We start from the raw sequence: 23,845 nt of genomic DNA, 5'->3' as shown, positions 1-23,845 counted from the left end.
GGAGGGCCCGAGCTGACACAGGTGGCCTTTTCAAACTGATTTCAAAGAGCAGAAGGCGAATCAGTCGGTCTGAGGGCACATTGGGTTGCACCACAACCCGGCAACTGCCATGGAAGCCTCATGAGGCTTAATTTTCCTCAGGTCAGTCGTCTTGGCGTGTTTTGACGCAGTTCATTTTTCTCCCGTGGGTTGCACGTAGAGTGAGATTTTTTACAAAGGTCGGGAGGTGCGAACTCCTGCGAAGGTGAGGAATCTCATATTCGAATGTGGTGAACTTCACGACTGCGCCGACACGTGTCCCACATGGGGCTGTCCTCCGAAAGGCCGGCTAGCGCGGGAGAACACTTCCTGCAACCCCCCTCCCCCCGCCCCTGATTGGGGGAAGGGGGATGTAAGAAGTGTGAAATATCCGTGAAACGACCCTGGGGCCAACTCCAAAAAGAGTTAACAATTTCACTTGGGAAGCGATGATTCCTGCCTCAGTACACGGTCACCTCAGGGCAGGGGGAGCCAGTGGTGAGCCCGGCCCCATAGGAGAGTGTCGTGAAGAACATTACTCGTATGATGGCCGGGCTCACTCTGGCGCTCACCCTCGCGGCCTGCGGCGGCAACCCCGCCCCCACTCCCGGCTCGATCGAGCTCACCGCCACCGGTGTGAACGCCAGTGCCACCGTCGGCAGCACCACCACCGGCACGTTTGAATTCAAGAACGGCGGCGGCAGCGACCTTGACTACACCGTGTCGGTCAGCTATCCCACCGGCAAGGCCAGCGGCTGGCTGAACTTCAGCGGAGCGGACGCCAGCGGCACCGCCAAGGCCGGCGAAACGAAGTCCGTGACCGTCAACGTCACCTGCCAGCCCTACGCCGACACCTACGCCGCCACCCTGACCCTGATGAGCAAGGACGGCGCGATCAGCAAGCAGCTGCCCGTCACCCTGAACTGCACCGCCGAAACCAACATTCCCGAGAACGCGCCCGTCCTGTCCGTCAAGGCCGAGGCGAGCGCCGTCAGCACGGACAGCGCCCACATCACCGGGACCGCCAGCGACAACGTTCAGGTTCAGCGCGTCACCTACAAGCTCAACGGCGGCGCGGAAACCACCCTGACCGGCGTGACCGCCGCCAAGACGATCACCCTGGACTTCAAGGTGCCCGGCCTGGCCGAGGGCAACAACGAAATCGTGGTCACGGCCTACGACACCAGCAGCAACGCCACGCCCAAGACCCTGGCCGTCACCTACACCGCCCCGGTCAAGCCCCCCACCGACACCAAGGCCCCCACCCTGACCGTTCCCGCCGACCAGCTCACGAACGCTGACCACTACACCCTCAGCGGCAGCGTGAGCGACGAGGGCGGCGTCAAGAACGTGACCTACACGGTCAGCAAGGACGGCGGCCCCGCCACGGCGCCCGCCGCCGCCACCCTCAGCGGCTCCGGCTACAGCCTGGACCTGAGCGGCCTGACCGACGGTCTGTACGCCGTGACCGTCACCGCGCAGGACAACGCCGGCAACCAGACCGCTCCCCAGACCGTTCGCCTGACCGTGGACCGCACCGCCCCCAGCGTCAGCGCGGGCGACGTGACCGTCACCGACAACCAGAACGGCAGCGCCGCGGTCCGGGTCGTGGCGCCGGACGCCGCGTCCGTCTCCTACAGCACCGACGGCGCGACCTTCCAGACCGTCACCGGCAGCTCTCCCTTCGCCTTCACGGTGGGCACGTACGCGGCCGGCACGCACAGCGTCTGGGTCCGCGCCACCGACGCCGCCGGCAACGTCTCGGCGGCCGTGAAGTACGACTTCACCATCGCGCCCTACGGTGACCTCACCGCGCCGGTCCTGACCCTCCAGGGCGTGCAACTGACGAACGCCAGCAGCGTGAACGTGACCGGCACCGTCAACGACGCCAGCCCCGTCACGGTCACCTACGCCCTCAGCGGCCAGGCGACGGGCTCCGGCACCGTCACCGTGAACGCCGACGGCACCTTCAGCATCAACCTGAGCAGCCTGACCGACGGCGTGTACACCCTGACCGTGACCGCCCGGGACAGCAACGGCAACAGCACCGAGAAGACCACCACCGTCACGGTGGACCAGACGGCCCCCAGCCTCCAGGCCGGCGACGTGACCGTCACCGACAACCAGAACGGGAGCGCGACGGTGACGGTGGGCGGCGTGGGTGAGAACACGCTGTGGTACAGCCTCGACGGCGTGACCTGGCTGCAGGCCACCGGCAGCACCTTCACCGTGCCCGCCAGCGGCGTGCTGGGCGCGGGCAACTACACCGTGTGGGTCAAGGTCGGCGACGCGGCCGGCAACGTCTCCGCACCGGTCTCCCGGAGCTTCAGCATCGCCCGCTACGGCGACCTCACCGCCCCGACCCTCGCTCTCCAGCCCGCGCAGCTGACAAACGCCGTCAGTGCCACCGTGACCGGCACGGTCAGCGACGAGGGTGGCGTGAAGGGCGTGAGCTACACCGTCAGCAAGGACGGCGGCGCGGCCAGCGTCGTCACAGGCGTGACCGTCACCGGCGGCACCTTCAGCATCGACCTGTCCGGCCTGACCGACGGCGTGTACACCCTGACCGTGACCGCCGAGGACAACAACGGCAACGTGCAGACCGCCCAGACCAGCGTGACAGTGGACCAGACCGCGCCCGGCGTGGACGCCGGAAGCATCGGTGTGGTGGACAACCAGAACGGGAGTGCGACGGTGACGGTGGGCGGCGTGAGTGAGAACACGCTGTGGTACAGCCTCGACGGCGTGACCTGGCTGCAGGCCACCGGCAGCACCTTCATCGTGCCCGCCAGCGGCGTGCTGGGCGCGGGCAACTACACCGTGTGGGTCAAGGTCGGTGACGCGGCCGGCAACGTCTCCGCACCGGTCTCCCGGAGCTTCAGCATCGCCCGCTACGGCGACCTCACCGCCCCCAGCCTGGACCTGCAGGCGACCGCGGCCTTCAACGCCGGCAGCGTGAGCGTCACCGGCACGGTCAGCGACGCCAGCCCCGTCACGGTCACCTACGCCCTCAGCGGCCAGGCGACCGGGTCCGGCACCGTGACCGTGAAGGGCGACGGCACCTTCGGCCTCGACCTGAGCAACCTTGCGGAAGGCAGCTACACCCTGACCGTGACCGCCAGCGACGACAACGGCAACAGCACCGAGAAGACCGCGACCTTCACCGCCGACCGCACCGCCCCTGAAGCCGGCGCGGACCAGAGCGACACCGAGTGGCGCAACACGCCCTTCACCGCGCACTTCACGGCCACCGACGCCCTGTCCGGCCTGAGCGACGCCGCCGACGCCGACTTCGACCTGACCGTCAGCGCCGACGCCCCCAACAGCACTGAACCGGTCCAGGTGACCCGTGTCATCACGGACAACGTGGGCAACACCCGCACCGTGACCGCCTCGGCCCGCATCGACACCGTGGCCCCCACGATCACCGCCACCGCCGACCGCGCCCCCGAGTGGAGCGGGTGGTACAAAGACAGCGTTACCGTCACATTCGCGTGCGACGATGCCCTGTCGGGTGTGGCCGACTGCTCCGCGCCGCAGACCCTCAAGGCCAGCGGCCAGGCCCAGGGGACCGTCCGTGACCGCGCCGGCAATTTCAGCGCTGCCAGCCTCGACGTGAACGTGGATGCCGACGCCCCCACCTTCAGCTCCGACCTCTCCGCCAGCGTTGTTACCGTTGACGGCGGCTCCGATGCCCTGATCACCGGCATCATCGGTGACCCCAGCACACAGGTCCAGAGCCTGACCTACGCCCTGAACGGCGCCCAGCCGGTGGACGCCGCGATCACGCCCGCCGCCTCGCTGGCCCTGAACCTGACTGTGCCCAACTTACAGGACGGCCCGAACAGCATCGTCCTGACCGCCACGGACGCTCTCGGGCATACGAGCACCAAGACGCTGACGGTCACGGCGGCAGATACGGGCGCCCCGACCTTCACCCGCGTGTCCATCGAACTCGTGGATCCCGCCACGACGCGCACGACTCTCCGCCTGACCGGTGAAGTCACCGACCTCGTCGGCGTGACCCGCGTCACCTCCAGCCTGAACGGCGGTCCTGAGACGGACCTGACCATCACGGCCAGCCAGACCGTGACCTTCGACCAGACGCTGAGCGGCCTGATCGCGGGCCAGAACACCCTCACGGTCCGTGCTTACGACGCCGCTGGGAACTTGGAAACGCAGTCGCAGAGCTTTGATGTGACTGCCAACGATTACCTGGCCCCCACGATCTCCAACCTGCGGGCCGTCGGCAAGGGCCGCAGCGGCAACGTGGGTATCACTGCCAGCATTACGGACCTCGCGCCAGTGGGCGCGGTCGCCGGGGTCCGCAAGGTGACCCTGGAGTACACCGAGAACGGCGTCGTGAAACGCAGGGACGTGACTGGCTCCCTGACCGGCACCAGCTTCAGCTACACCACCAAGACCCTCATGGTCGGCATGCAGATCAAGCTGATCGTCGAGGACAACGCCGGTAATACCACCACCAGCCTGACCACGATTCTTCGCCGCTGAGCGCAGCTCATTCTCCCTGCCCTCCAGCAGAGCGCTTTCCTGGCGCTCTCCGCTGGAGGGCGGGGATCTTTGTTGGCTCTGTGACTTTCGGCGTTTACTTCAGCACGCCGGTCCAGACGAGCAGCGCCCAGGCCAGCAGGGGCAGGGCCACGATGCCTGCCACGAGTTTGATCAGTCGCCAGAGGTCCCTCAGGAGTTCCCGCACGGCTTCAGGCTACACGTGGGGGCGGTTCATAGGAAACCCTGAACGGCGCCGCACACGCCTTCCACGTACACTCGGGGCTATGACGCTGCACCAACTGGCCGGCCAGCCCGCCCCGCAGTCCCTCCTGGTGAACGTGCCCCGGCTGGTGGCGCACTACTACGAGACGCGGCCGGACGTGCACGACCCAGCCCAGCGGGTGAGTTTCGGCACGAGCGGGCACCGCGGCACCAGCCTGAACGGCACGTTCAACGAGTGGCACATCATGGCGGTCGCTCAGGCCGTCGCGGAGCACCGCGCGGCGGTGGGTATTACCGGGCCGCTGTACATGGGTCTGGACACGCACGCCCTGTCCGAACCGGCGTGGATGAGTGCGTTGCAGGTGCTGGTCGGTAACGGGGTGCGGGTGCGGGTGCAGCCGGGCGTGTTCACGCCCACGCCGCTGGTCAGCCACGCGATCCTGGAATTCAACCGCTCGGGCGCGGAGCGCGCGGACGGCATCGTGATCACGCCCAGCCACAACCCCCCGCAGGACGGCGGGTTCAAGTACAACCCGCCGAGCGGCGGCCCGGCCGACACGGACGTCACGGGCGCCATTCAGACCCGCGCGAACGCCATCCTGGAGGGTGAACTGCGGGAGGTGCGGCGCGTCAGCCTGGAAGACGCCATGAACGAACTCGAACCGTTCGATTTCATCACGCCGTACGTGGAGCAGCTGCCGCAGGTGATCGACCTGGACGCCGTGAGGCAGTCGGGCGTGCGCATCGGCGTGGACCCGCTGGGCGGCAGCAGCCTCCCGGTGTGGCAGGCGATCCAGGCGCGCTACGACCTGAACCTGAAGATCGTGAACGACGACATCGACCCGCGGTTCGCGTTCATGCGGGTGGACAAGGACGGCAAGATCCGCATGGACTGCTCCAGTCCGTACGCCATGGCGGGCCTGCTGGACCTGAAGGGCGACTTCGACGTCGCCATCGGCAACGACCCGGACGCCGACCGGCACGGCATCGTGACCGCCGGCGGCCTGCTCAACCCGAACCATTACCTGGCGGTCATGATCGAGTACCTGTTCCAGCACCGCCCCGGCTGGAGCGAGCGTGCCGGGGTGGGGAAGACGCTGGTGAGCAGCGCCCTCATCGACCGGGTGGCCGCCGGGATCGGCCGGCCGCTGGTGGAGGTGCCGGTGGGCTTCAAGTACTTCGTGGACGGCCTGCTGACCGGCACGCTGGGCTTCGGTGGGGAGGAGTCCGCCGGGGCGAGCTTCCTGCGGCTGAACGGGGAGGCGTGGAGCACCGACAAGGACGGCATCATCCCGGGCCTGCTGGCCGCCGAGATGACCGCCCGCACCGGGAAGACGCCCGGGGAGCGCTTCGCGGATCTGAGTGAGCGGTACGGCCAGACGGCCTACGACCGGCAGGACGCCCCGGCCAGCGCGGAGCAGAAGAAGGTGCTGGCGAACCTCTCGCCGGAGCAGGTCACGGCGACCACGCTGGGCGGCGACCCGATCACCGCGAAACTCACCCGCGCGCCCGGGAACGGTGAGGCGATCGGCGGGCTGAAGGTCACGACCGAACAGGCGTGGTTCGCGGCGCGCCCCAGCGGCACGGAGGACATCTACAAGATCTATGCCGAGAGTTTCCGCGGGCCGGAGCACCTGCAGCAGGTCATGCGGGAGGCGCGGGAGGTGGTGGGCGCGGCCCTGGCGCAGAGTGGCCTGAGCTGAGCACTCCAGCGGACGCGCTACAGTCTCTGCCGTGACCGACGCGCGTTCCGGTGCCCCCGCTCCCCTGCCCGAGATCGACCTGGAGTTCCCGGACCCGGCCGTGACGGGCGCGGTCCCGGCCGAACCGGACCCCGCCCCGCACCTCGGCCCGGCGCAACCTGCGCCTGCGGCACCGAAAGGCCGGAGTCTGCGGGCGAACACCCTGATCGTGATGGCGGGGACGCTCGCGTCACGCCTGTCGGGCATCGTGCGCACGCAGGTGCTGAACCTGGCGGACAACACCCTGCTGGACGCCTTCATGGTCGCCATCCGCGTGCCAAACCTCCTGAGGGAACTGCTCGCCGAGGGCGCGCTCGTCAATTCCTTCATTCCGGTGTACAAGTCCCTGAACGCCGAGGACCGCCGCCGGATGGCCTCGGCGTTCAGCGGCCTGCTGATCGCCGTGAACCTGATCCTGCTGGCGGTCGGCATCCTGGCCGCGCCGTGGATCGTGGAGGCCTTCATCGCCGCGGACAGCAACGTGGACCGTGAGGTCGCCACGTACATGACGCAGCTGGTCATGCCGTTCCTGATGCTGATCAGCCTGTCCAGCATCGCCATGGGCGTGCTGAACGCCGACGAGCACTTCAGGGAGAGCAGCTTCGCGCCGGTGGCCTTCAATATCGCGTCCATCGTGGCCCTGCTGCTGCTTCCCAAGACGGCCACCTGGCTGGCGTTCGGGTGGCTGATCGGCGGGGTGGCGCAGCTGCTCGTGCAACTCCCCGCCCTGCGCCGCTTCGGGCTGCTGCCTGCCCCCGGCCTGAGCGGACACCCGGCGGTCGGGCGGGTGCTGCGGCAGATGGCGCCCTTCACCATGACCGCCGGCGCGCGGCAGTTCCTGAACCTGGTGGTGCAGAACATGCTCACCAACCGCGCCCTGGGCTTCGGGGCGGGGACCAGCGCCGGGTACGGCGTGGCCGAGGCGCTGTTCACCACCGTGAACGGCCTGTTCGTGGTGTCGCCCGTCATGGCGATGTTCCCCCGCTTCGCGCAGCACGCCGCCGAGAAGAACTGGACGGCCTTCCGCACCCTGACCGCACAGGGCCTGCGCACCACCACCTTCCTGACCGCCCCCATGAGCGCCCTGCTGCTCGCCCTAGCTCCCTACGCCGTCAGCGTGATCAACCTCAGCCCGAACTACGACCTCGCGCGCTTCGCGGCCGCCACCGGCATCCTGCAGGGCTGGGCGCTGGCGCTGCTGCCCTGGGCGGTCGTCACGCTGCTGCTGCGCACCTTCTACGCCCGGGAACGCACACGGGAGGCCGTGACCATCAGCGCCATCGGGTTCGTGGTGGAGGTCGCCTTCTATCACCTGCTGGTGCCGCGGCTGGGCTTCCGGGGCTTCGGGCTGAGCACCGCCATCAGCGGCACCCTGATGGCCCTGGCGCTCGTCTGGCGGTACCGCGCTGCCCTGGGTTTCCCCGGCCGGGAGGTGCTGGGGCATCTGCTGCGCGTGACCGGGCTGGCCGCGATTGCCGGGGTGGTCTCCTGGATCGCCGTGAACCTGCTGCCGTTCCAGCCGGGATTCATCCTGCCGGGTGTGGCGGGACTGGCGGTGGCGGGCACGCTGGGGCTGGGCACGTACCTGGTGCTGGCGGTGATCCTGCGGCTGCCGGAAGTGAACGGCGTGCTGCGGCGCCTGAAGCGCTGAGGGAAGTGAAGGGGGCGCCCGGGAGGAATTCCCGGGCGCCTTCCTCTATTCGGTTATCCGCGCAGGCCCAGCAGCGTGTAGCCCAGCAGGGCGAACTTCTCGCGCAGCAGGTACCGCAGGTCCGGGTTGCGGCTCAGCGGGCTGGGGTTGGCGTTGGCGGTGAGCCCCAGGGCGCGGGCCAGCACCAGCGCGCGCGGGGCGTGGGCCTCGTCGGTGATCAACGTGACCGGCGTGCCGGGCGGGAGCAGCACGCGGGCGCCGCGCAGGTTCTCGGCGGTGGTGCGGCTGCGCGCCTCGGCGATCAGGGCGGACTTGGGCACGCCGCGCGCGCGCAGGTACGCGGCGCCGACCTCGCCTTCGGTGTAGGGGTCGCCGGGTTGCCGGCCGCCGGTCACCACGATGGTCTGGACGCCGCCCGCGCGGTAGACGCTCAGGGCGTGGTCCAGGCGGCGTTTGAAGGCGGGGCTGGGTCGGCCGCTGTACTGTGCGGCGCCCAGCACGACCAGCGTGGGGTGGGTGGGGCCGGCGGCCACGTGCGGGCGGGCCAGGAGCCACGTGCAGGCGGCCAGGACCCCCAGCAGGACAGGCAGCAGGAAGGGGAGGGCGGCGCCCCGCGTGGTCATGGGTGCACCGTAGCATGAAGAAAAAATGAAGAGTGTGGTGAACTTCGCCCGCCATCCCGGGCAGGAGGGAGGCGGGCCAGTTGCGGCCCCAGGCGCGCCCACCCGGGCTTCCCGACTGAGTTTCCGTCTCTCAGGCTGGCGGTGCGGGGCAGTAGCCTCGCCTATGACCTTCTTTTCCCGCTGGCGACGCACGAACGCCGTCCTCGTCCGGGGCGGACAGGAGTGTCGTGGTGGGGACAGGAGGGCTCGGAGGCCTGTGCTACCCTCAGCCGCAAGTTTCGGTTCTGTACGTAATCCCCTGTTCCCGCCTCTTTCCTGCTGCACACGGAGTGCCCTGAAGTCATGCCCAACACGCTCGTGATCGTCGAATCCCCCGCCAAAGCGCGCACCATCGAGAAGTACCTCGGGAAGGGGTACCGGGTGGAATCGTCCATCGGGCACATCCGTGACCTGCCCAAAAGTGCCTCGGACATCCCCGAGAAGTACAAGGGGCAGGCCTGGGCCCGCCTGGGCCTCGACGTGGACAACGACTTCCAGCCGCTCTACGTCGTCTCCCCGGACAAGCGCCAGCACGTGGCGAAACTCCGCAAGATGGCCCAGGAGGCCGACGAGGTCATCCTCGCGACCGACGATGACCGCGAAGGGGAGAGCATCGCCTGGCACCTGTTCCAGGAACTCAAACCGAAGGTGCCGGTCAAGCGCATGGTGTTCCACGAGATCACCAAGGACGCCATTCAGCAGGCCATCGCCAACCCCCGCCAGATCGACCGGGACCTGGTGGAGGCGCAGGAGGCCCGCCGGGCCCTGGACCGCCTGTACGGGTACGAGGTCAGCCCGGTGCTGTGGAAGAAGGTCGCGCCGAAACTGAGTGCGGGCCGCGTGCAGTCGGTGGCGACGCGCATGTTGGTGGAGCGTGAGCGGGAACGCATGCGCTTCGTGTCCGCGCAGTGGTGGGACCTGCTGGTGACCGCCAAGACGGCCGACGGGCAGCCCTTCCCGGCCCGCCTGACGGACGTGAACGGCCAGAAGCTCGCGGTCGGGAAGGACTTCGACCCGCTGACCGGGCAGCTCAAGCCCAGCGCGGGCGTGCGCCTCCTGACGGAAGCCGAGGCGCAGGCGCTGGCCGCCGGCCTCACCGCGCAGGCCCTGACCGTCACCAGCGCGGAGGAAAAGCCCTTCACGCAGCGGCCCTACCCGCCCTTCATCACGTCCACGCTGCAACAGGAAGGCAGCCGCAAGCTGGGCTTCGCCGCCACCCGCACCATGCGCGCCGCGCAGCGCCTGTACGAGGGCGGGTACATCACCTACATGCGCACCGACAGCACCAACCTCTCAGAAGAGGCCCTGAGTGCGGCGCGCACGCAGGTCACGCAGATGTACGGCCCCAGCTACCTGCACCCCACGCCCCGCGTGTACGCCAAGAAGGCCAAGAACGCCCAGGAGGCCCACGAGGCGATCCGCCCGGCCGGCAGCACCTTCCGCACCCCGGACAGCCTGCGGGGCGAACTGAGCGGCGACGAGTGGCGTCTGTACGACCTGATCTGGAAACGCACCGTGGCCTCCCAGATGGCCGACGCCCGCGGCCGCAGCCTGCGGGTGCGCCTGGGCGGGCAGGCCCGGGGCGGGGAGGCCGTGGGCCTGAGCGCCTCGGGCCGCACCATCGACTTCCCCGGCTTCCTGCGTGCGTACGTGGAAGGCAGCGACGACCCGAACGCCGCTCTGGAAGACCGCGACACGCCCCTGCCGCCCCTCAAGCAGGGCGAGCGCGTCAGTGCCGAAACCGTGAAACCCGAGGGGCACGACACGCAGCCCCCCGCCCGCTACACCGAGGCCTCGCTGGTGCAGGCGCTGGAAGCCGCCGGGATCGGCCGCCCCAGCACGTACGCCAGCATCCTGGGCACCATCCAGGACCGCGGGTACGCGCAGAAGAAAGGACAGGCGCTGGTGCCGTCCTGGACGGCCTTCGCCACGTCCGCCCTGCTGGAGCACCACTTCGGGCGCCTCGTGGACTACGACTTCACCGCCCGCATGGAAGAGGAACTCGACGAGATCGCCGGCGGCCGCGAGCACCGCGTGCCGTACCTCCGCCGCTTCTACCTGGGTGAGGGCGGGCAGGGGCTCGCGCTGAAACCCACCATCGAACGCCAGATGGGCGAGATCGACGCCCGGGGGATCGCCACCATCCACGTGCCCCGCCTGGACGGCACCGGCATCGAGGTCCGCGTGGGCCGCTACGGGCCGTACATGCAGCGCGGCGAGGACAAGGCCAACCTCCCCGAGGATCTCGTCCCGGACGAACTGACCGCCGAGAAGGCCGAGGAACTCCTGAGCCGCCCCAGCGGGGACCGCGTGATCGGCACGGACGAGGCCACCGGGCAGCCCGTGGTCGCCCGCGCCGGCCGTTATGGCCCGTACGTGACGCTGGGCGCGGAGAACCCCCCGGTGCGCAGCGCCAGCCTGTTCCCCGGCGACGACCTGAACACCCTGACCGTGGAACGCGCGCTGAAGCTCCTGAGCCTGCCGCGCCTGGTGGGCGTCTCCGAGGGCGAGGAGGTCTGGGCGCACAACGGCAAGTACGGCCCTTACCTCAAACGCGGCAACGACAGCCGCAGCCTCACCGCGCATGAGGATCTGTTCACCGTCGGGATCCACGAGGCCGAGGCGCTGTTCATGCAGCCCCGCTTCCGCGCCCGCAACGCGCCCGCCGGGCCGCTGAAGACCTTCGAGTACGAGGGCCGTGCCGGCATTCAGCTCAAGGACGGCCGCTTCGGCCCGTACCTGACCGACGGGGAACGCAACGCCACCCTGCGCAAAGGCGAGACGCCCGAAACCCTGACCGCCGAACGCGCCCTGGAAATCCTGGAGGAGCGCGGCAAGGAACCCAAGAAGAAGCCCGGCAAGGCCCGCACCGCGAAGCCCGCCGCCACGAAGACGGCGAAGACGGCCGCCAAGCCCGGTGCGAAGACGGGCGCTCCCAAGAAACCAGCCGCGAAGAAACCTGCCTCAAAGCCTGCCGCGAAGGCCAAGGCACCCGCAAAAACGCCCCTCACCTGGGCGGAACTCAAGCCGCACCTCGGCGTCCTCAGCGCCCAGGAACGCGAACTGGTGACCGCCACCCGCGAACGCGGCGAGAAGGTCGAGGACGTCGCCCCGGGCCTCGGCCTGGACGTGAAGAAGGCCAAGGGCATGGCCCTGCAGGCCAGCAAGAAGCTCAACCAGGCCGCCCGCAGCGAGTAATCCCCCTCCCTGGCCCGCGCTGATGACCGTCCGCCTCCCTGCCGCTCCGCCTGCCGTCCCGCAGGCGCTGCACCTGTCCCGACTGGCGCAGGGCGCCCCGGGGCAGTGGGTGGCGCTGCCGGGCGGCGGGGTGCGCATCACGGCACTGGTCGGGTCGCAGGCGGGGGTGCCTGGGCCCGGCTGGGTGGTGTGCCTGGGTGGGGAGGCGGTGGTGGACCTGCCGCTGAACAACTTCGTGCGGCTGCGCGCCACGGAGTCGTACCGCGTGCCGCCCGGTGAGGCCTGGACGGCCCTGCCGGTGAAGGCGGCAACGGTGCTGCTGTTCATCCCGGATTGAGGGCATAGAAGCGCGGCCCGCCAGCCCCAATGGGAACCGGCGGGCCGCGCTTATAACTTTTACTTGCGGCGCCGGGCGGCTTTCGCGGCGGCCTTGGCGGCTTTGGCCTCGGCCTTCTGTTTTTCCTGCATTTCCTTCCCGAGGTCCTGCATCAGCTGCGCGCCCTGGGCGTCCACCTGCTTCTGCAGTTCCAGCAGGGTGGTCATCACGAGGTTGTGCAGCACGCGTTCCATCTGCGGGCGGATCCACCTGTATCGCACGCGGGCGTTCAGGCTGAACGTGACTTCCGTGCCGCCGGGCATGGGTTTGAAGGTCCAGGCCTGCGTGAGTTTCTCCAGCGGCCCGACGTGCCGCACGCTCTCCCACCCGCCGCGCTGCGGGGCCTGCAGCTGGCCGTACTTCGCGGTGAACGACAGCCCCAGCAGCCGCCGGGCGAGCTTGAGGCGCACCAGGGCGTTGTTCGTCAGCCGGCCCTCGCCGCCCTCGTAGGCGGCACTGACGATGTTCGGGTCCCAGGCGGCGCGGCGTTTGGGCTCCAGCGCGAGGCGGTACAGGACGTCCGGGCGGGCGCGGACGATCAGGTTCTGTTTGATCTGAATGGATTCGGACATGCCTGCTGGGAGTGTACCGTGAGCGCCCGGGCGCACGTGCCCCGCCCGGCCGTCAGGGGCGGCGGTGCCGGGCCGCGCTGGCGGCCGGGTCGCTCAGGGCGCCGTGCAGCAGCAGGCTGAAACGCTCCTGCCAGTCCTGCATGACCTCCCGTTGCGTGCGGTGCCCGCCGTGCAGCAGCGACAGCAGGCAGGCGTCCACCAGCAGCACGCTCAGGTGCGTGACGTCCAGCCCCGGGCGCAGATGCCCGCCGCGCTGCATGGCGAGCAGCACAGGTTCCACCAGGGTGGTGAGCATCAGGGCGGTGCGCAGTCCCAGGTCGTCGGGAAGGGTCAGGTCGCTGGCGTCCCGGCGCAGGGGCGCGCGGGCGTCCAGGCGCGGCAGCCGCGCGGACAGCACCGCCTGCCCCACGGCGCCCACCAGGTGCCGGTAGCGCACGCCCAGGTCGGCCATGCGGGCCGTGACGTTCTCCCATACCTGCTGCGGCGCCGCGCCGCCCTGCAGGCGACTGAGGGCCTCGTCGCGGCTGGCCTGCACGGCCTTCTCGAAGTGCGCCAGGAGCATGTGCACCTTGCTGGGAAAGTAGCGGTACAGGTTGGTGCGGCTCACGAACGCCGCCTGGGCGATGTCCTGCGCGCTGGTGGCCTCCAGGCCGCTGCGGGCGAACAGCTCGAAGGCGGCGCGGGCAATCCGCTCGCGCCGGGCCTGGTCCTGTTCCTCGCGGTTCGTCTTCATGTGGGCGGCTGGGGGCGTCAGCGCGGGGCCCGGGTCGGGGCCCGGCCGCGGCTCACTCCGCTCCCTACCATACGCCTTTCCATAAGAGGTTACTGTGGGCTCCTCGCGTGACACGCCCATGACAGGCGGGCTACCCTCGGGGTACCGGCACAGGGATGAACCTCACGGGGCGCGTCCCTGAGACGGGAAAGAAGCGAGGTGACCTGTGCACATCTACAAGCTGGCTGGCCGCAATGTGGAAGTAACGGACGCGATGCGCGACTACGTCGAGGAGAAACTGACCCGACTGGACCGTTACCACGACCAGATCACCGACGCCCGCGTGACCCTGACCGTCCGCGACGTCCGTGACTCCCAGAGACGCAATCGAGTGGAAGTGCAGCTCAACGTCCCCAACGGCATCATCCGCGCCGAGGAACACCACGCGGACATGTACGCCGCGATCGACAAGGCCAGCGACGTCCTGGAACGTCAGCTGCGCAAATTCAAGACCCGGTACATGAAGCAGCGCCAGGGCACCGTGCCGGAACCCGAGCCCGGTCCCGCCGAGGCCGCCGTGAACGCCGGCATGGACGACGTGAGCGACTTCACGCCCGAGATCGTGCGGCAGAAGCGCTTCGAGATGCGCCCCATGAGCCCCGAGGACGCCGCCGCGCAGATGGAAGCGCTGGACCACGACTTCTACGTGTTCACCAACATGAGCAGTGGCCGCACCGGCGTCGTGTACCGCCGCAAGGACGGCCACTACGGCCTGATCGAACCCACCGTCTGATCACTGCATAGGGGCGGGGAGGCGGCGGGAAACTCCCGCCCCTTCCCGCCCCGCCACGTGAGACACCCCCCCGCCTGTCATCTGCCGGGGGGCATACCGCGACCACCGGGCATCTGCTAGGCTGGCGTGTTGTGATCGCCTACGTGATCAATCCCGGAACCAGCGGCCTGAAGCTCGCGTGCGCCACCATCGCGCCGAGCGACAACGCCGCGCTGCCCGGTCAGCTCCGCCTGAAACTGGAGCGCGCCGAGCTGCCCCTGCCGCACACGCCCAGCATCCACGACCTGCCTGACCTCGTGCAGCGGGTGCTGGACGTCACCCGCGACTGGCCGGCGCCAGCGGCCGTGGTCGGCCGGGGCGGCATGATCGGGCAGGTGCCCGCCGGGACGTACCACGTCACCCCCGACATGGCCGAGTACGCCGTGCAAAGCGACGACGGCACCCTTCCGCACGTCTCCAACCTGGGCGTGCCGCTGGCCCTGGCGGTCGCGCAGGCCCGGGGCGTGCCGGCCTTCGTGGTGGACCCGCAGAGCGTGGACGAACTGATCCCCGAGGCCCGTGAAACCGGCGTCCGGGGCGTGAAACGCCGCGCCGAGTACCACGCCCTGAACGCCCGTGTGGCCGCCCGCCGCGCCGCGCACGACATCGGCAAACGCCTCCAGGACGCCCGCATCGTCGTCGCGCATCTGGGGGCCACCAGCAGCGTCACCGCGTTCGAGAAGGGCCGCGCCATCGACTCCAGCGGCACCGGCCCCGACGGCGGCCCCATGGGCGCCGTGCAGAGCGGCCCGCTGCCCACCCGCGCCCTGCTGAAACTTGCGCAGAAATATGGCGTGGACGGCACCCTGAAACTCCTTGCAGGCGCCAGCGGCATGCAGTCCCTGACCGGCAGCGCCAGCCTCAAGGACCTCGAGGCCCGCGAGGCTGGCGAGGAGGATGTCCGCGCCGCCGTGGCCGCCTTCGTTCATCAGGCCTGCAAGGCCACCATGGAGCAGGTCGGGGCCTTGCAGAGCCGCCCGGACGCCATCGTCCTGACCGGCGGCGCGGCCCGCTGGGACGCCCTGATGGACCGCATCGAGCGCCGCCTCGCCTGGGTGGCCCCCGTCCTCGTGATTCCCGGCGAACTGGAACTCGAGGCGCTCGCCGAGGGCGCCGGCCGGGTCCTGCTGGGCCTGGAAGCCGCCCGCGACTGGAAACCCCCCACCCCGCCCGCCGACGCCGCGCCCCCCCAGGGAGCCTGAGCGCGTGGCCCGCCGGCACCCCCGCACCCTGGTCCCCCTGCGGGCCACCAGCATGTGGCGTGTGGATCAGGTATTCCTCGCCCGGCGCGGCCAGCGCATCGAGGTGATCTGCTCGCTGGTCAGCGAGCACGGCGGCCTGCGCAACCTCAGCGTGACCGCCCCCACCGACGACCCCACCCAGGCCGTGCGGCACGCCGCGCACTTCATCGCCGGGAAGGGCAACGTGAGCAGCGCCCGGCAGGCCCGGGTCCGCTGGGCGCGCCAGCAGGTCGTGACCGAACAGGACGAACTGATCCGCGACCGCCTGCTGGAAGACGAGTTCCTGGACGAGTTCGAGGAAACCCTGGCCGCCGTGCGCGACCAGCAGCGCTGAACGCCGACTAGCTGGGCGCGCTTTCGCGGGTGAGCAGCGCTGTGTAGCTCTGCGCGCGGGCCAGCGGCACCTCCGGGTGCCAGGTCCGGGTGACCGGGTCGTACTCGCCGCCGGGCCACAGTCCGGTCAGGGTGAGGCCGGTGCCGGTCAGCAGCAGGCGCAGGTCAGCGGGGCTGTAGCAGCGCAAGCTCTGGGTGATGGGGTCGCCGGTGACCGGCGTGTACGTGTCGGTCATGCGGCACCCGTCGGCATCAAAGCCGTACACCTGAGTGTAGGCCTCGTCCTGGCGGGTGAAGCCGGCGTGGCGCGCCCAGTACCAGGGGGTGTACACCTCGACAAAGCCTGTGCCCGACGGGGCCAGCCAGTCGTGGAGGCGCGTCAGGAGGTGCCGCTGCTCGGCGTCCGTGCCGATGCCGAAGCCGTCCCAGTAACACACGGCGTCGAAGGTTCGGGGCAGCGGCGCGTCGTAGAAGCTGCCGGTGACGACCTCCACATTCACCCCCTGCGTCCGGGCGAGGCGGCGCGTAAACTCGCCCGCGCCGGCCCAGAGGTCCAGGGCGGTGACCTTATGCCCGAGCAGCGCGGCGCTCACCGCGAACTGCCCGCCGCCCGCGCCGAGTTCCAGCAGCGTGCCGGGGCGCCCCAGCTGCGCGGTGACGCGCGAGGCCAGCGCGGTGTGAAAGGGGTGGATCGGGGCCGCGTAACAGCCGGTCAGGGCGTCCTGCTGCGGGTAAAACGATTCAGTCCAGTGCGTCATGAAACACCTTCAGGGTCAAGTGAATGGGCCCGCGCTGTCGCGCAGGTCGGGAAGCCGGTTCTGAAGGGGTCAACGCAAGCGCAAGGGGAGCCTCCGGGAAAGTGCCGTCATGATGCCCCGGGCCCCCCCGGCTGTCATCGGCCACCCGGCCTAGTTCACGGCCGCCTGCTATGCTCCCCCGCGATGAACGCCGCACCGCACCCCCGCACGCTGATTCTGGGCATCGACACGTCCTGCGACGACACGGGCGTGGGCGTGGTGGAACTAACGGGCGGCCGGGTGCGGGTGCTGGCCAACCGGGTGTGGTCCCAGACGGTGCACGCCCAGTACGGGGGCGTGATGCCGGAACTCGCCAGCCGCGAGCACGTGGAACGCATCGACGCGGTGATGGGGGACGCCCTGGCCGAGGCGGGCGTGACCGTGGACGAGCTCGGCGCGGTCGCGGCCACCTCCGGGCCGGGCCTCGTGGGGGCGCTGCTGGTGGGCCTGATGTACGGCAAGGGGGTGGCGCAGGCGCTCGGCGTGCCCTTCCACGCCACGCACCACCTGGAGGGCCACATCTTCGCCGCGGCGTCCGAGGCGGAGCTCGCCCCGCCCTTCCTGGCGCTGGTGGTGTCGGGTGGGCACACGCACCTGTTCGACGTGCCCCGCGAGGGCGAGTACGTGCTGGTGGGCGCCACGAAGGACGACGCGGCCGGCGAGGCCTTCGACAAGATCGCCCGGCTGTCCGGGCTGGGGTACCCGGGCGGCCCGGCCATCGCTGAGGCGGCCCTGACCGGCAACCCGGACGCCGTGCCGTTCAAGGAGCCGTTGCAGGGGCAAAAGGGCTTCGACTTCAGTTTCAGCGGCCTGAAGACCGCCGCCCTGCTCGCCCACCGGGCGGGCGCCAGCGCGCCGGACCTCGCCGCGAGCTTCCAGAAAGCCGCGGTGCACACGCTCGTGAAGACCACGCGGCGCGCGGCCGAGGCGACCGGGCGGGACACGGTGGTCGTGTCGGGCGGCGTGGCGGCGAACCGGGCGCTGCGCGAGGCGTTCGCGGGCACGGGCCTGCGGGTGGTGTTCCCGGGCCGCGGCCTGAACACCGACAACGGCGCCATGATCGCCCTGGCCGGCGCGGCCGCCATCACGGCCGGCCGGGCGCCGGGCACCCTGGCCGAGGGCGCCGAGGCGTACGCGCCCCTGGCCGCCCTGGCCCCCCAGGCCTGAGCCTGACCCACTCAACTCTCCTTCGCTTCCCCCACTGAACATGGCGGCCTGCCGCTCAGCGGGACGCGTATACTCTCGCGTATATGTTCCGTGTCCTCAACAAGGTCTTCGACACCAACCAGCGCGACGTACAGCGCCTGATCAAAACCGTGGTGGAGCCCGTCAACGCCCTCGAGCAGGAAACCATGCAGGTGCCCGACCTCGCCGCCGCGTTCATGGACCTGCGGCGCCAGGTGCAGCAGGAAGGCAAGTCCCTGGATGACGTGATGGTCCCCGCCTTCGCCCTGATCCGCGAGGCCGGCCGCCGCGTGCTCGGCAAACGCCACTACGACGTGCAGATCGTCGGCGGCGCCGCGCTGCACCAGGGCCGCATCGCGGAAATGAAGACCGGGGAAGGGAAGACGCTGGTCGCCTCCCTGGCGCTCGCCCTGAACGCCCTGGACGGCAAGGGCGCGCACCTCGTCACCGTGAACGACTACCTCGCCCGCGTGGGCGCCGAGGAAATGGGCCTGCTGTACCGCACGCTGGGCCTGACCGTGGGCCTCGCCAACCGCGAACTGCAGCCCGCCCAGAAGCAGGCCGCGTACGGCTGCGACATCACCTACGTCACCAACAGCGAACTGGGCTTCGACTACCTGCGCGACAACATGGCCCAGAGCCGCGAGGCGCTCGTGCTGCGCGCCGATCACCCGCTGCACTACGCCATCGTGGACGAGGTGGACAGCATCCTGATCGACGAGGCCCGCACCCCCCTGATCATCTCGGGCGCCGCCGAGAAGGCCACCGACCAGTACTACGTCATGGCCAAACTCATCAAGCGCCTCAAGCGCGGCGAACCCGCCGAACCCGGCGTGCGCACCGAACCCACCGGCGACTACACCATCGACGAGAAGGGCAAGCAGGTGCACCTCACCGAACAGGGCATCGACAAGATCGAGAAACTGCTGTCTATCAGCGACCTGTACAGCCGCGAGAACATGGACCGCGCCCACATGATCACCCAGGCGATCCGCGCGGCCGAGCTGTACCACCGCGAGAAGGACTACATCGTCAACGCCGAGGGCGAGGTCGTGATCGTGGACGAGTTCACCGGCCGCAGCATGGCCGGCCGCCGCTACGGCGAGGGCCTCCACCAGGCGATCGAGGCGAAAGAGGGCGTGAAGATCGAGAACGAGAACCAGACGCTCGCCACCATCACGTACCAGAACTTCTTCCGTCTGTACGACAAGTTCGCCGGCATGACCGGCACCGCCAAGACCGAGGAAAAGGAATTCCTCGACATCTACGGCAGCGACGTGCTCGTCATCCCCACCAACCGCCCCGTGCTGCGTAAGGACGGCGAGGACCTCGTCTACCGCAGCAAGATGGGCAAGTACCGCGCCGCCGTGGAGGAAGTCAAGGTTCGCCACGTGACCGGGCAGCCTGTCCTGATCGGCACCGCCAGCATCCAGACCAGCGAGGAGCTCAGCGCGCTGCTCAAGGAAGCCGGCATTCCCCACAGCGTCCTGAACGCCAAGTACGAGGCGCAGGAAGCCAGCATCATCGCGCAGGCCGGACGCAGTGGCACCGTCACCATCGCCACCAACATGGCCGGCCGCGGCACCGACATCAAACTCGGCGGGGACGCCGAATTCATCATGGGTGAGGCCATCGAGCAGAACTTCGGCCTCAGCCGCTTCGCCCCCGAAGCCGAGGCCTTCATCAAGGCCGTCAGCCGCCACGACGCCCAGGCCCACGACCTCGGCCTGAAGATCCCCGGCATGACCGAGGACTTCATTCGCCAGGCCATCGAACTCCAGAAAGCCACCGACGCCGACCACGTCAAGGTCAAGGAACTCGGCGGGCTGCACATCATCGGCACCGAACGCCACGAATCCCGCCGCATCGACAACCAGCTGCGCGGCCGCGCCGGCCGCCAGGGCGACCCCGGCAGCAGCCGCTTCTACGTCAGCTTCGAGGACGACCTGATGCGCCTGTTCGCCAACGACCGCGTCGTCGCCATGATGGACCGCCTCGGCATGGACGACACCCAGCCCATCGAAGCGAAAATGGTCACCGGCGCCATCGAGAAAGCCCAGGCCCGCGTCGAGGACCGCAACTTCAGTATCCGCAAGAACCTCCTCGAATTCGACAACGTCGCCAGCAAACAGCGCGACATCATCTACGCCCAGCGCCGCGAGGTGCTCCTCGGGCAGGACAGCGAGGTCGAGGAATCCACCGAAGGCATGATCGCCGACTTCGTCGACAGCCAGCTCGCCACCCACCTCCCCGTGGACCTCCCCCACGACCAGTGGGACATCGACGGCCTGAAAGCCGCCATGCTCGACGCCATCCCCCAGCTCGAAACCTTCGACTTCGACGCCCTGCGCGGCATGACGCCCGCCGAAGCGCAGGACGCCCTGCTCGGCGCCACCGCCGACGCCTTCGACGCCCGCAAGGAAGAACTCAGCCCCACCATGATGAACAGCCTGTCACGCTACGTCCTCCTCCAGGTCGTCGACCAGCACTGGAAAGAGCACCTGCATGGCATGGACGTCCTGCGTCAGGGCATCGGCCTGCGCGGCTACGGCCAGCGCGACCCCTTCACCGAATACAAGTTCGAAGCCACCAACATGTTCAACGACATGATCGACACCCTCAAAGCCGAGGTCACCAAGTTCCTCTTCCGCATGCAGTTCGGCCAGACCGTCTGAAGCAGAAGTGAAAGCCGGCGGGCCGCCCTTTTCATTGGCGGCCCGCTGCTGTTCTCTGGTGCTTAATGAGGAGAGGCGGCTCCGGCTCCGACCACGGTCGTCCAGGGGCGGACTTCCCAGCTTTCCACGAGGCCGCCCTGCACGTAGGGGTCGTTCTCCGCAAAGGCGCGGGCCGCGTCGGGGCTGTCCCCATGGAACAGCAGGACGGCACCGTCCATGGGATCGGCGAGGGCGCCGCCCAGCAGCAACTCCCCGCGGGCCACCGCCGCCCTGGCGTAACTCAGGTGGTCGGCGCGGTAGGGTTCGCGGCGCTGCGCGTGGTCGGCGTACCGGAAGCGGTAGAAGAGAAGGTAGTGCATGTGCGGCCCAGTGTAGGCCAGCCCTTCCACCGTGGGTTTACTGCGGGAGCGGCAGGGTGAGCGTCCAGGTGTCCGGGGAGGCTTCGACCCGAGCCCCCCGCAGAGGCCCGTCCAGAATGACCGCCTGGCGCGTTCCCTGTCCACGGCCCTCCACGGTTCCGAGTGCCTCGGTGGGAACCCTCGGTTCGCGCACTTCGACAATGCGCGAGCCGTCTTCCCGGACCGTGAGGGTGGTGCTGTTGCCGAAGGCGGTTTCGTCCAGGTCGTACCGTACCCCGCCCGGAATGGGGCGGCCCGGGACCTGAGGCTGGTCCATGAGGGCCTTCAGGGCTTCCGCTGCGCCTGTCCGCTCCCGCTGGCTGGCAGGTGCAGTGGGGACGTTGACAGCTTCCGACGGGTGTTGGAGCCGGTTGCCGCCGCCCACCCAGAACACCCCGGTCAGGACGGCCAGAAGGACCGCCAGGGCCGGGGTCGCGCGGGACAGGGGAGAAGGGCCGGCGGGCGCGTCCATGCGCTGACGGTACCGCGCCACCGTGTCGCCGGATGCCCCGGCGTATGCTGCGGGGATGACGTCCCGCTCTGCCCGTCCGCGCGCCAACGACCGCGGCGCTTCCCGAACAGGTCCGCAAGACCGCCGCCCGGACCCGGTGAACCCCGCCCGGGAGATCGCCGTACGCGTGCTGATGCGCGTGCTGGCAGGGGAGGGGTTCGCGGCGCCGGCCCTGGACGCGGCGCTGGCGAAGGCGCACCTGCCGGCCCGGGACGCGGGGCTGGCGACGCACATCGTGTACGGCACCCTGCGCCACCATGACAGCCTGAAGCGGGCCCTGTCGGGATTGCTGAGCGCGGACACGCACCCGAAGGTGCTGACGCTGCTGATGGCCGGTGCATTCGAGAAACTCCACCTGGACACGCCGGTGCACGCGGTCGTGAACGAGTACGTGAACCTGGCGCGGCTGGCGCGGCTGGCCCCTCCGGGGCTGGTGAACGCGGTGCTGCGCCGCGTGGAGACCGTACCGGTGGAGGACGCCGAGCTGCCCGGCTGGCTGGCGGACACGTACCGCCGCGCCTACGGGGAGCAGGCAGACGCCGCGCTGAACGATCTGTTGCAGCCGCAGCCGCTGTGGCTGACGGTGTCGGACGCTGGCGCGCGCAGCCTGGAGGCGGAGGGCAGCACCCTCACGCCCGGGCCGCAGGGCGTGGAACGGGTGGAACTCGCCCGGCCGCTGCGGGAGTCGGAGGCGTACCGGCAGGGGCAGGTGCAGCCCATCAACCCGGCGAGCCTCGCGTGCGTGGACGCGCTGGGGGACGTGCAGGGCGAGCGGGTGCTGGACCTCGCGGGCGGGGCGGGCGTGAAGGCCGCCATGCTGGCCGCGCGGGGCGCGCAGGTGATCAGCGTGGACGTCGTGGAGCGCAAGCACGGCGCGGCGCGCGGGAACCTGAGGCGCCTGGGTCTCACGGCCGAGTTCGTCACGCATGACCTGACCGCACCGCTGGACGTGCCGCCCGCGCCGCTGGTGCTGCTGGACGCGCCGTGCACCGGCAGCGGCACCCTGCGCAGCCACCCGGAGATCAAGCTGCGGCTCACCCCGGACGCCGTGTCGGAGATGGCGGAGTTGCAGGCGCGAATGCTGCCGAACGCGGCGGCACTCGTGGAGCCGGGCGGGACGCTGGTGTACTCGGTGTGCTCGGTCACCAGGCAGGAGGGCCCGAACGTGGTGGCGGCATTCCTGCGGGACCACCCGGAGTTCACGCCGGAACCGGTCCCGGCGCTGGAGGTGCCCCATGTGCCCGCCGGGGACGGGGTGCTGACCGTGCCGGTGGACGGCGTGGACGGGTTCTTCATCGCCCGCCTGCGGCGCAGGGACGGGTAAGCCATAAGGGAGGGGCCGGGCAGCACATGCCCGGCCCCTCCCCATGGCGTGTCGTTACTTGCTGTCGAGGCCCAGCGCGGCGTCCAGCGCGACCTCGATCATGCTGTTGAAGGTCAGCTGGCGTTCCTCGGCGGTGGTCACCTCGTGCGTGACGAGGTGGTCGCTGATGGTGAGCACCGTCAGGGCGCGCACGCCGTACTTGGCAGCGAGGGTGTACAGCCCGGCCGCTTCCATCTCCACGGCCAGCACGCCGTAGTCCGCCCAGCGCTGGAACTCGGTGCGGTCGTCGGTGTAGAAGGTGTCGCTGCTCATGATGTTCCCGACGTGCGTGGTGAAGCCGCGTTCCCGGGCGATCTGGTAGGCGCGCATCAGCAGCTCGAAGTCCGCGATCGGCGCGAAGGTCCGCTCGCCGAAGCGGACGCGGTTGATGTTGCTGTCCGTGCAGGCGGCCTGCGCGAGCACCAGGTCGCGCACGTGCACATCCTCGCGGTAGCTGCCGGCCGTGCCGACGCGGATCAGGTTCTTGCAGCCGTAGTCCTGGATGAGTTCGTTCACGTAGATCATGCAGCTGGGAATGCCCATGCCGGTGCCCTGCACGCTCACGCGCTGGCCCTTGTACGTGCCGGTGAAGCCCAGCATGCCGCGCACGGTGTTGTGCTGCACGGGGTTTTCCAGGAAGGTCTCGGCAATGTGCTGGGCGCGCAGGGGGTCGCCCGGCAGCAGGACGGTCTCGGCAATCTGGCCTTTCTCGGCGTTCAGGTGAATACTCATACCCCTCAGTCTATGCCGGATGGGAAGCCGCGGAGTCCCCCCGCAATGGTGTCGTGATCACTATTTTCCCGGCCGGGCCCGGCACTGGCGCGGACGCCGCCGTGCCGCCGCCG

The 23,845-nt window shown here is 69.6% G+C and carries 18 protein-coding genes; 11 read left to right on the top strand and 7 right to left on the bottom strand.

The features are described 5' to 3' along the window. Positions 1-543: 543 nt before the first annotated feature. The 3 genes from DFI_RS09670 to murJ all read left to right on the top strand — a co-directional run bounded on the left by DFI_RS09670 (position 544) and on the right by murJ (position 8,145). Positions 544-4,530: a beta strand repeat-containing protein gene (locus tag DFI_RS09670; RefSeq protein ID WP_155864550.1), complete on the top strand. Its 3,987-nt coding sequence runs from the start codon at positions 544-546 to the stop codon at positions 4,528-4,530. Between the two features lie 284 nt (positions 4,531-4,814). Continuing rightward, complete coding sequence (gene pgm, locus DFI_RS09665) at positions 4,815-6,455, top strand: phosphoglucomutase (alpha-D-glucose-1,6-bisphosphate-dependent) (RefSeq protein WP_027462959.1); 1,641 nt, start codon at positions 4,815-4,817, stop codon at positions 6,453-6,455. A gap of 211 nt (positions 6,456-6,666) precedes the next feature. After that, on the top strand, positions 6,667-8,145 hold the full coding sequence (murJ, locus tag DFI_RS09660) for a murein biosynthesis integral membrane protein MurJ (RefSeq protein ID WP_027462958.1): 1,479 nt from the start codon (positions 6,667-6,669) through the stop codon (positions 8,143-8,145). A gap of 53 nt (positions 8,146-8,198) precedes the next feature. On the opposite strand, the gene DFI_RS09655 is transcribed toward murJ, so the two are convergent. Continuing rightward, positions 8,199-8,768 (bottom strand): YdcF family protein, encoded by a 570-nt coding sequence (locus tag DFI_RS09655; protein ID WP_043778029.1) that lies wholly within the window; start codon positions 8,766-8,768, stop codon positions 8,199-8,201. A gap of 342 nt (positions 8,769-9,110) precedes the next feature. Between DFI_RS09655 and topA the strand changes: the two genes are divergently transcribed. Both topA and DFI_RS09645 read left to right on the top strand, forming a co-directional pair. After that, positions 9,111-12,005 (top strand): type I DNA topoisomerase, encoded by a 2,895-nt coding sequence (gene topA, locus DFI_RS09650; RefSeq protein ID WP_027462956.1) that lies wholly within the window; start codon positions 9,111-9,113, stop codon positions 12,003-12,005. 22 nt (positions 12,006-12,027) lie between these two features. Further along, a complete protein-coding gene (locus DFI_RS09645) occupies positions 12,028-12,342 on the top strand; it encodes a hypothetical protein (RefSeq protein ID WP_043778027.1) in 315 nt (104 codons plus the stop codon). A gap of 59 nt (positions 12,343-12,401) precedes the next feature. Here the strand turns inward: DFI_RS09645 and DFI_RS09640 are convergent, their stop codons facing one another. Beyond that, complete coding sequence (locus tag DFI_RS09640) at positions 12,402-12,953, bottom strand: SRPBCC family protein (RefSeq protein WP_027462954.1); 552 nt, start codon at positions 12,951-12,953, stop codon at positions 12,402-12,404. 52 nt (positions 12,954-13,005) lie between these two features. Next, a complete protein-coding gene (locus DFI_RS09635; protein ID WP_051307753.1) occupies positions 13,006-13,686 on the bottom strand; it encodes a TetR/AcrR family transcriptional regulator in 681 nt (226 codons plus the stop codon). A gap of 205 nt (positions 13,687-13,891) precedes the next feature. Here DFI_RS09635 and hpf point away from each other — a divergent pair, with 205 nt between their 5' ends. The 3 genes from hpf to DFI_RS09620 all read left to right on the top strand — a co-directional run bounded on the left by hpf (position 13,892) and on the right by DFI_RS09620 (position 16,072). After that, complete coding sequence (gene hpf / locus DFI_RS09630; protein ID WP_022801509.1) at positions 13,892-14,458, top strand: ribosome hibernation-promoting factor, HPF/YfiA family; 567 nt, start codon at positions 13,892-13,894, stop codon at positions 14,456-14,458. Positions 14,459-14,589: 131 nt separating this feature from the next. After that, entirely contained in the window at positions 14,590-15,699 is a 1,110-nt protein-coding gene (locus tag DFI_RS09625; protein ID WP_027462953.1) for a butyrate kinase, read from the top strand. Positions 15,700-15,751: 52 nt separating this feature from the next. Beyond that, positions 15,752-16,072, top strand: a complete 321-nt coding sequence (locus DFI_RS09620; protein WP_051307793.1) for a hypothetical protein — start codon at positions 15,752-15,754, stop codon at positions 16,070-16,072. A 7-nt stretch (positions 16,073-16,079) separates the two neighbouring features. Here DFI_RS09620 and DFI_RS09615 read toward each other — a convergent pair whose 3' ends face one another. After that, complete coding sequence (locus DFI_RS09615) at positions 16,080-16,829, bottom strand: class I SAM-dependent methyltransferase (RefSeq protein WP_027462951.1); 750 nt, start codon at positions 16,827-16,829, stop codon at positions 16,080-16,082. 183 nt (positions 16,830-17,012) lie between these two features. Between DFI_RS09615 and tsaD the strand changes: the two genes are divergently transcribed. Both tsaD and secA read left to right on the top strand, forming a co-directional pair. Next, on the top strand, positions 17,013-18,035 hold the full coding sequence (gene tsaD / locus DFI_RS09610; protein WP_027462950.1) for a tRNA (adenosine(37)-N6)-threonylcarbamoyltransferase complex transferase subunit TsaD: 1,023 nt from the start codon (positions 17,013-17,015) through the stop codon (positions 18,033-18,035). 83 nt (positions 18,036-18,118) lie between these two features. Further along, positions 18,119-20,728 carry a preprotein translocase subunit SecA gene (secA, locus tag DFI_RS09605; protein ID WP_027462949.1) on the top strand — a complete coding sequence of 870 codons (2,610 nt, stop codon included), beginning with the start codon at positions 18,119-18,121 and terminating at the stop codon, positions 20,726-20,728. 62 nt (positions 20,729-20,790) lie between these two features. Here secA and DFI_RS09600 read toward each other — a convergent pair whose 3' ends face one another. Further along, the gene (locus DFI_RS09600) at positions 20,791-21,087 is read right to left on the bottom strand and encodes a YciI-like protein (RefSeq protein ID WP_022801515.1); all 297 of its coding nucleotides are present in this window, start codon (positions 21,085-21,087) and stop codon (positions 20,791-20,793) included. Positions 21,088-21,124: 37 nt separating this feature from the next. Next, positions 21,125-21,598 (bottom strand): hypothetical protein, encoded by a 474-nt coding sequence (locus tag DFI_RS09595; protein ID WP_027462948.1) that lies wholly within the window; start codon positions 21,596-21,598, stop codon positions 21,125-21,127. Between the two features lie 172 nt (positions 21,599-21,770). Between DFI_RS09595 and DFI_RS09590 the strand changes: the two genes are divergently transcribed. After that, positions 21,771-22,961, top strand: a complete 1,191-nt coding sequence (locus DFI_RS09590) for an RsmB/NOP family class I SAM-dependent RNA methyltransferase (protein ID WP_051307791.1) — start codon at positions 21,771-21,773, stop codon at positions 22,959-22,961. A 54-nt stretch (positions 22,962-23,015) separates the two neighbouring features. Here the strand turns inward: DFI_RS09590 and deoD are convergent, their stop codons facing one another. Then, a complete protein-coding gene (gene deoD, locus DFI_RS09585; protein WP_022801518.1) occupies positions 23,016-23,732 on the bottom strand; it encodes a purine-nucleoside phosphorylase in 717 nt (238 codons plus the stop codon). Positions 23,733-23,845: the final 113 nt, after the last annotated feature.

This window comes from Deinococcus ficus, assembly GCF_003444775.1.
Lineage (GTDB): Bacteria > Deinococcota > Deinococci > Deinococcales > Deinococcaceae > Deinococcus > Deinococcus ficus.
The sequence above is the reverse complement of the archived record's forward strand: the minus strand, read 5'-3'. Positions and strand labels throughout refer to the sequence as shown.

What these genes read in the sequence shown, in the direction of transcription:
- pgm (WP_027462959.1), top strand. Translation starts at nt 4,815, where the DNA reads ATGACGCTGCACCAACTGGCCGGCCAGCCCGCCCCGCAGTCCCTCCTG.
- murJ (WP_027462958.1), top strand. Translation starts at nt 6,667, where the DNA reads ATGGCGGGGACGCTCGCGTCACGCCTGTCGGGCATCGTGCGCACGCAG.
- DFI_RS09655 (WP_043778029.1), bottom strand. Translation starts at nt 8,768, where the DNA reads ATGACCACGCGGGGCGCCGCCCTCCCCTTCCTGCTGCCTGTCCTGCTG.
- topA (WP_027462956.1), top strand. Translation starts at nt 9,111, where the DNA reads ATGCCCAACACGCTCGTGATCGTCGAATCCCCCGCCAAAGCGCGCACC.
- DFI_RS09645 (WP_043778027.1), top strand. Translation starts at nt 12,028, where the DNA reads ATGACCGTCCGCCTCCCTGCCGCTCCGCCTGCCGTCCCGCAGGCGCTG.
- DFI_RS09640 (WP_027462954.1), bottom strand. Translation starts at nt 12,953, where the DNA reads ATGTCCGAATCCATTCAGATCAAACAGAACCTGATCGTCCGCGCCCGC.
- DFI_RS09635 (WP_051307753.1), bottom strand. Translation starts at nt 13,686, where the DNA reads ATGAAGACGAACCGCGAGGAACAGGACCAGGCCCGGCGCGAGCGGATT.
- DFI_RS09620 (WP_051307793.1), top strand. Translation starts at nt 15,752, where the DNA reads ATGTGGCGTGTGGATCAGGTATTCCTCGCCCGGCGCGGCCAGCGCATC.
- DFI_RS09615 (WP_027462951.1), bottom strand. Translation starts at nt 16,829, where the DNA reads ATGACGCACTGGACTGAATCGTTTTACCCGCAGCAGGACGCCCTGACC.
- tsaD (WP_027462950.1), top strand. Translation starts at nt 17,013, where the DNA reads ATGAACGCCGCACCGCACCCCCGCACGCTGATTCTGGGCATCGACACG.
- secA (WP_027462949.1), top strand. Translation starts at nt 18,119, where the DNA reads ATGTTCCGTGTCCTCAACAAGGTCTTCGACACCAACCAGCGCGACGTA.
- DFI_RS09600 (WP_022801515.1), bottom strand. Translation starts at nt 21,087, where the DNA reads ATGCACTACCTTCTCTTCTACCGCTTCCGGTACGCCGACCACGCGCAG.
- DFI_RS09595 (WP_027462948.1), bottom strand. Translation starts at nt 21,598, where the DNA reads ATGGACGCGCCCGCCGGCCCTTCTCCCCTGTCCCGCGCGACCCCGGCC.
- DFI_RS09590 (WP_051307791.1), top strand. Translation starts at nt 21,771, where the DNA reads ATGCGCGTGCTGGCAGGGGAGGGGTTCGCGGCGCCGGCCCTGGACGCG.
- deoD (WP_022801518.1), bottom strand. Translation starts at nt 23,732, where the DNA reads ATGAGTATTCACCTGAACGCCGAGAAAGGCCAGATTGCCGAGACCGTC.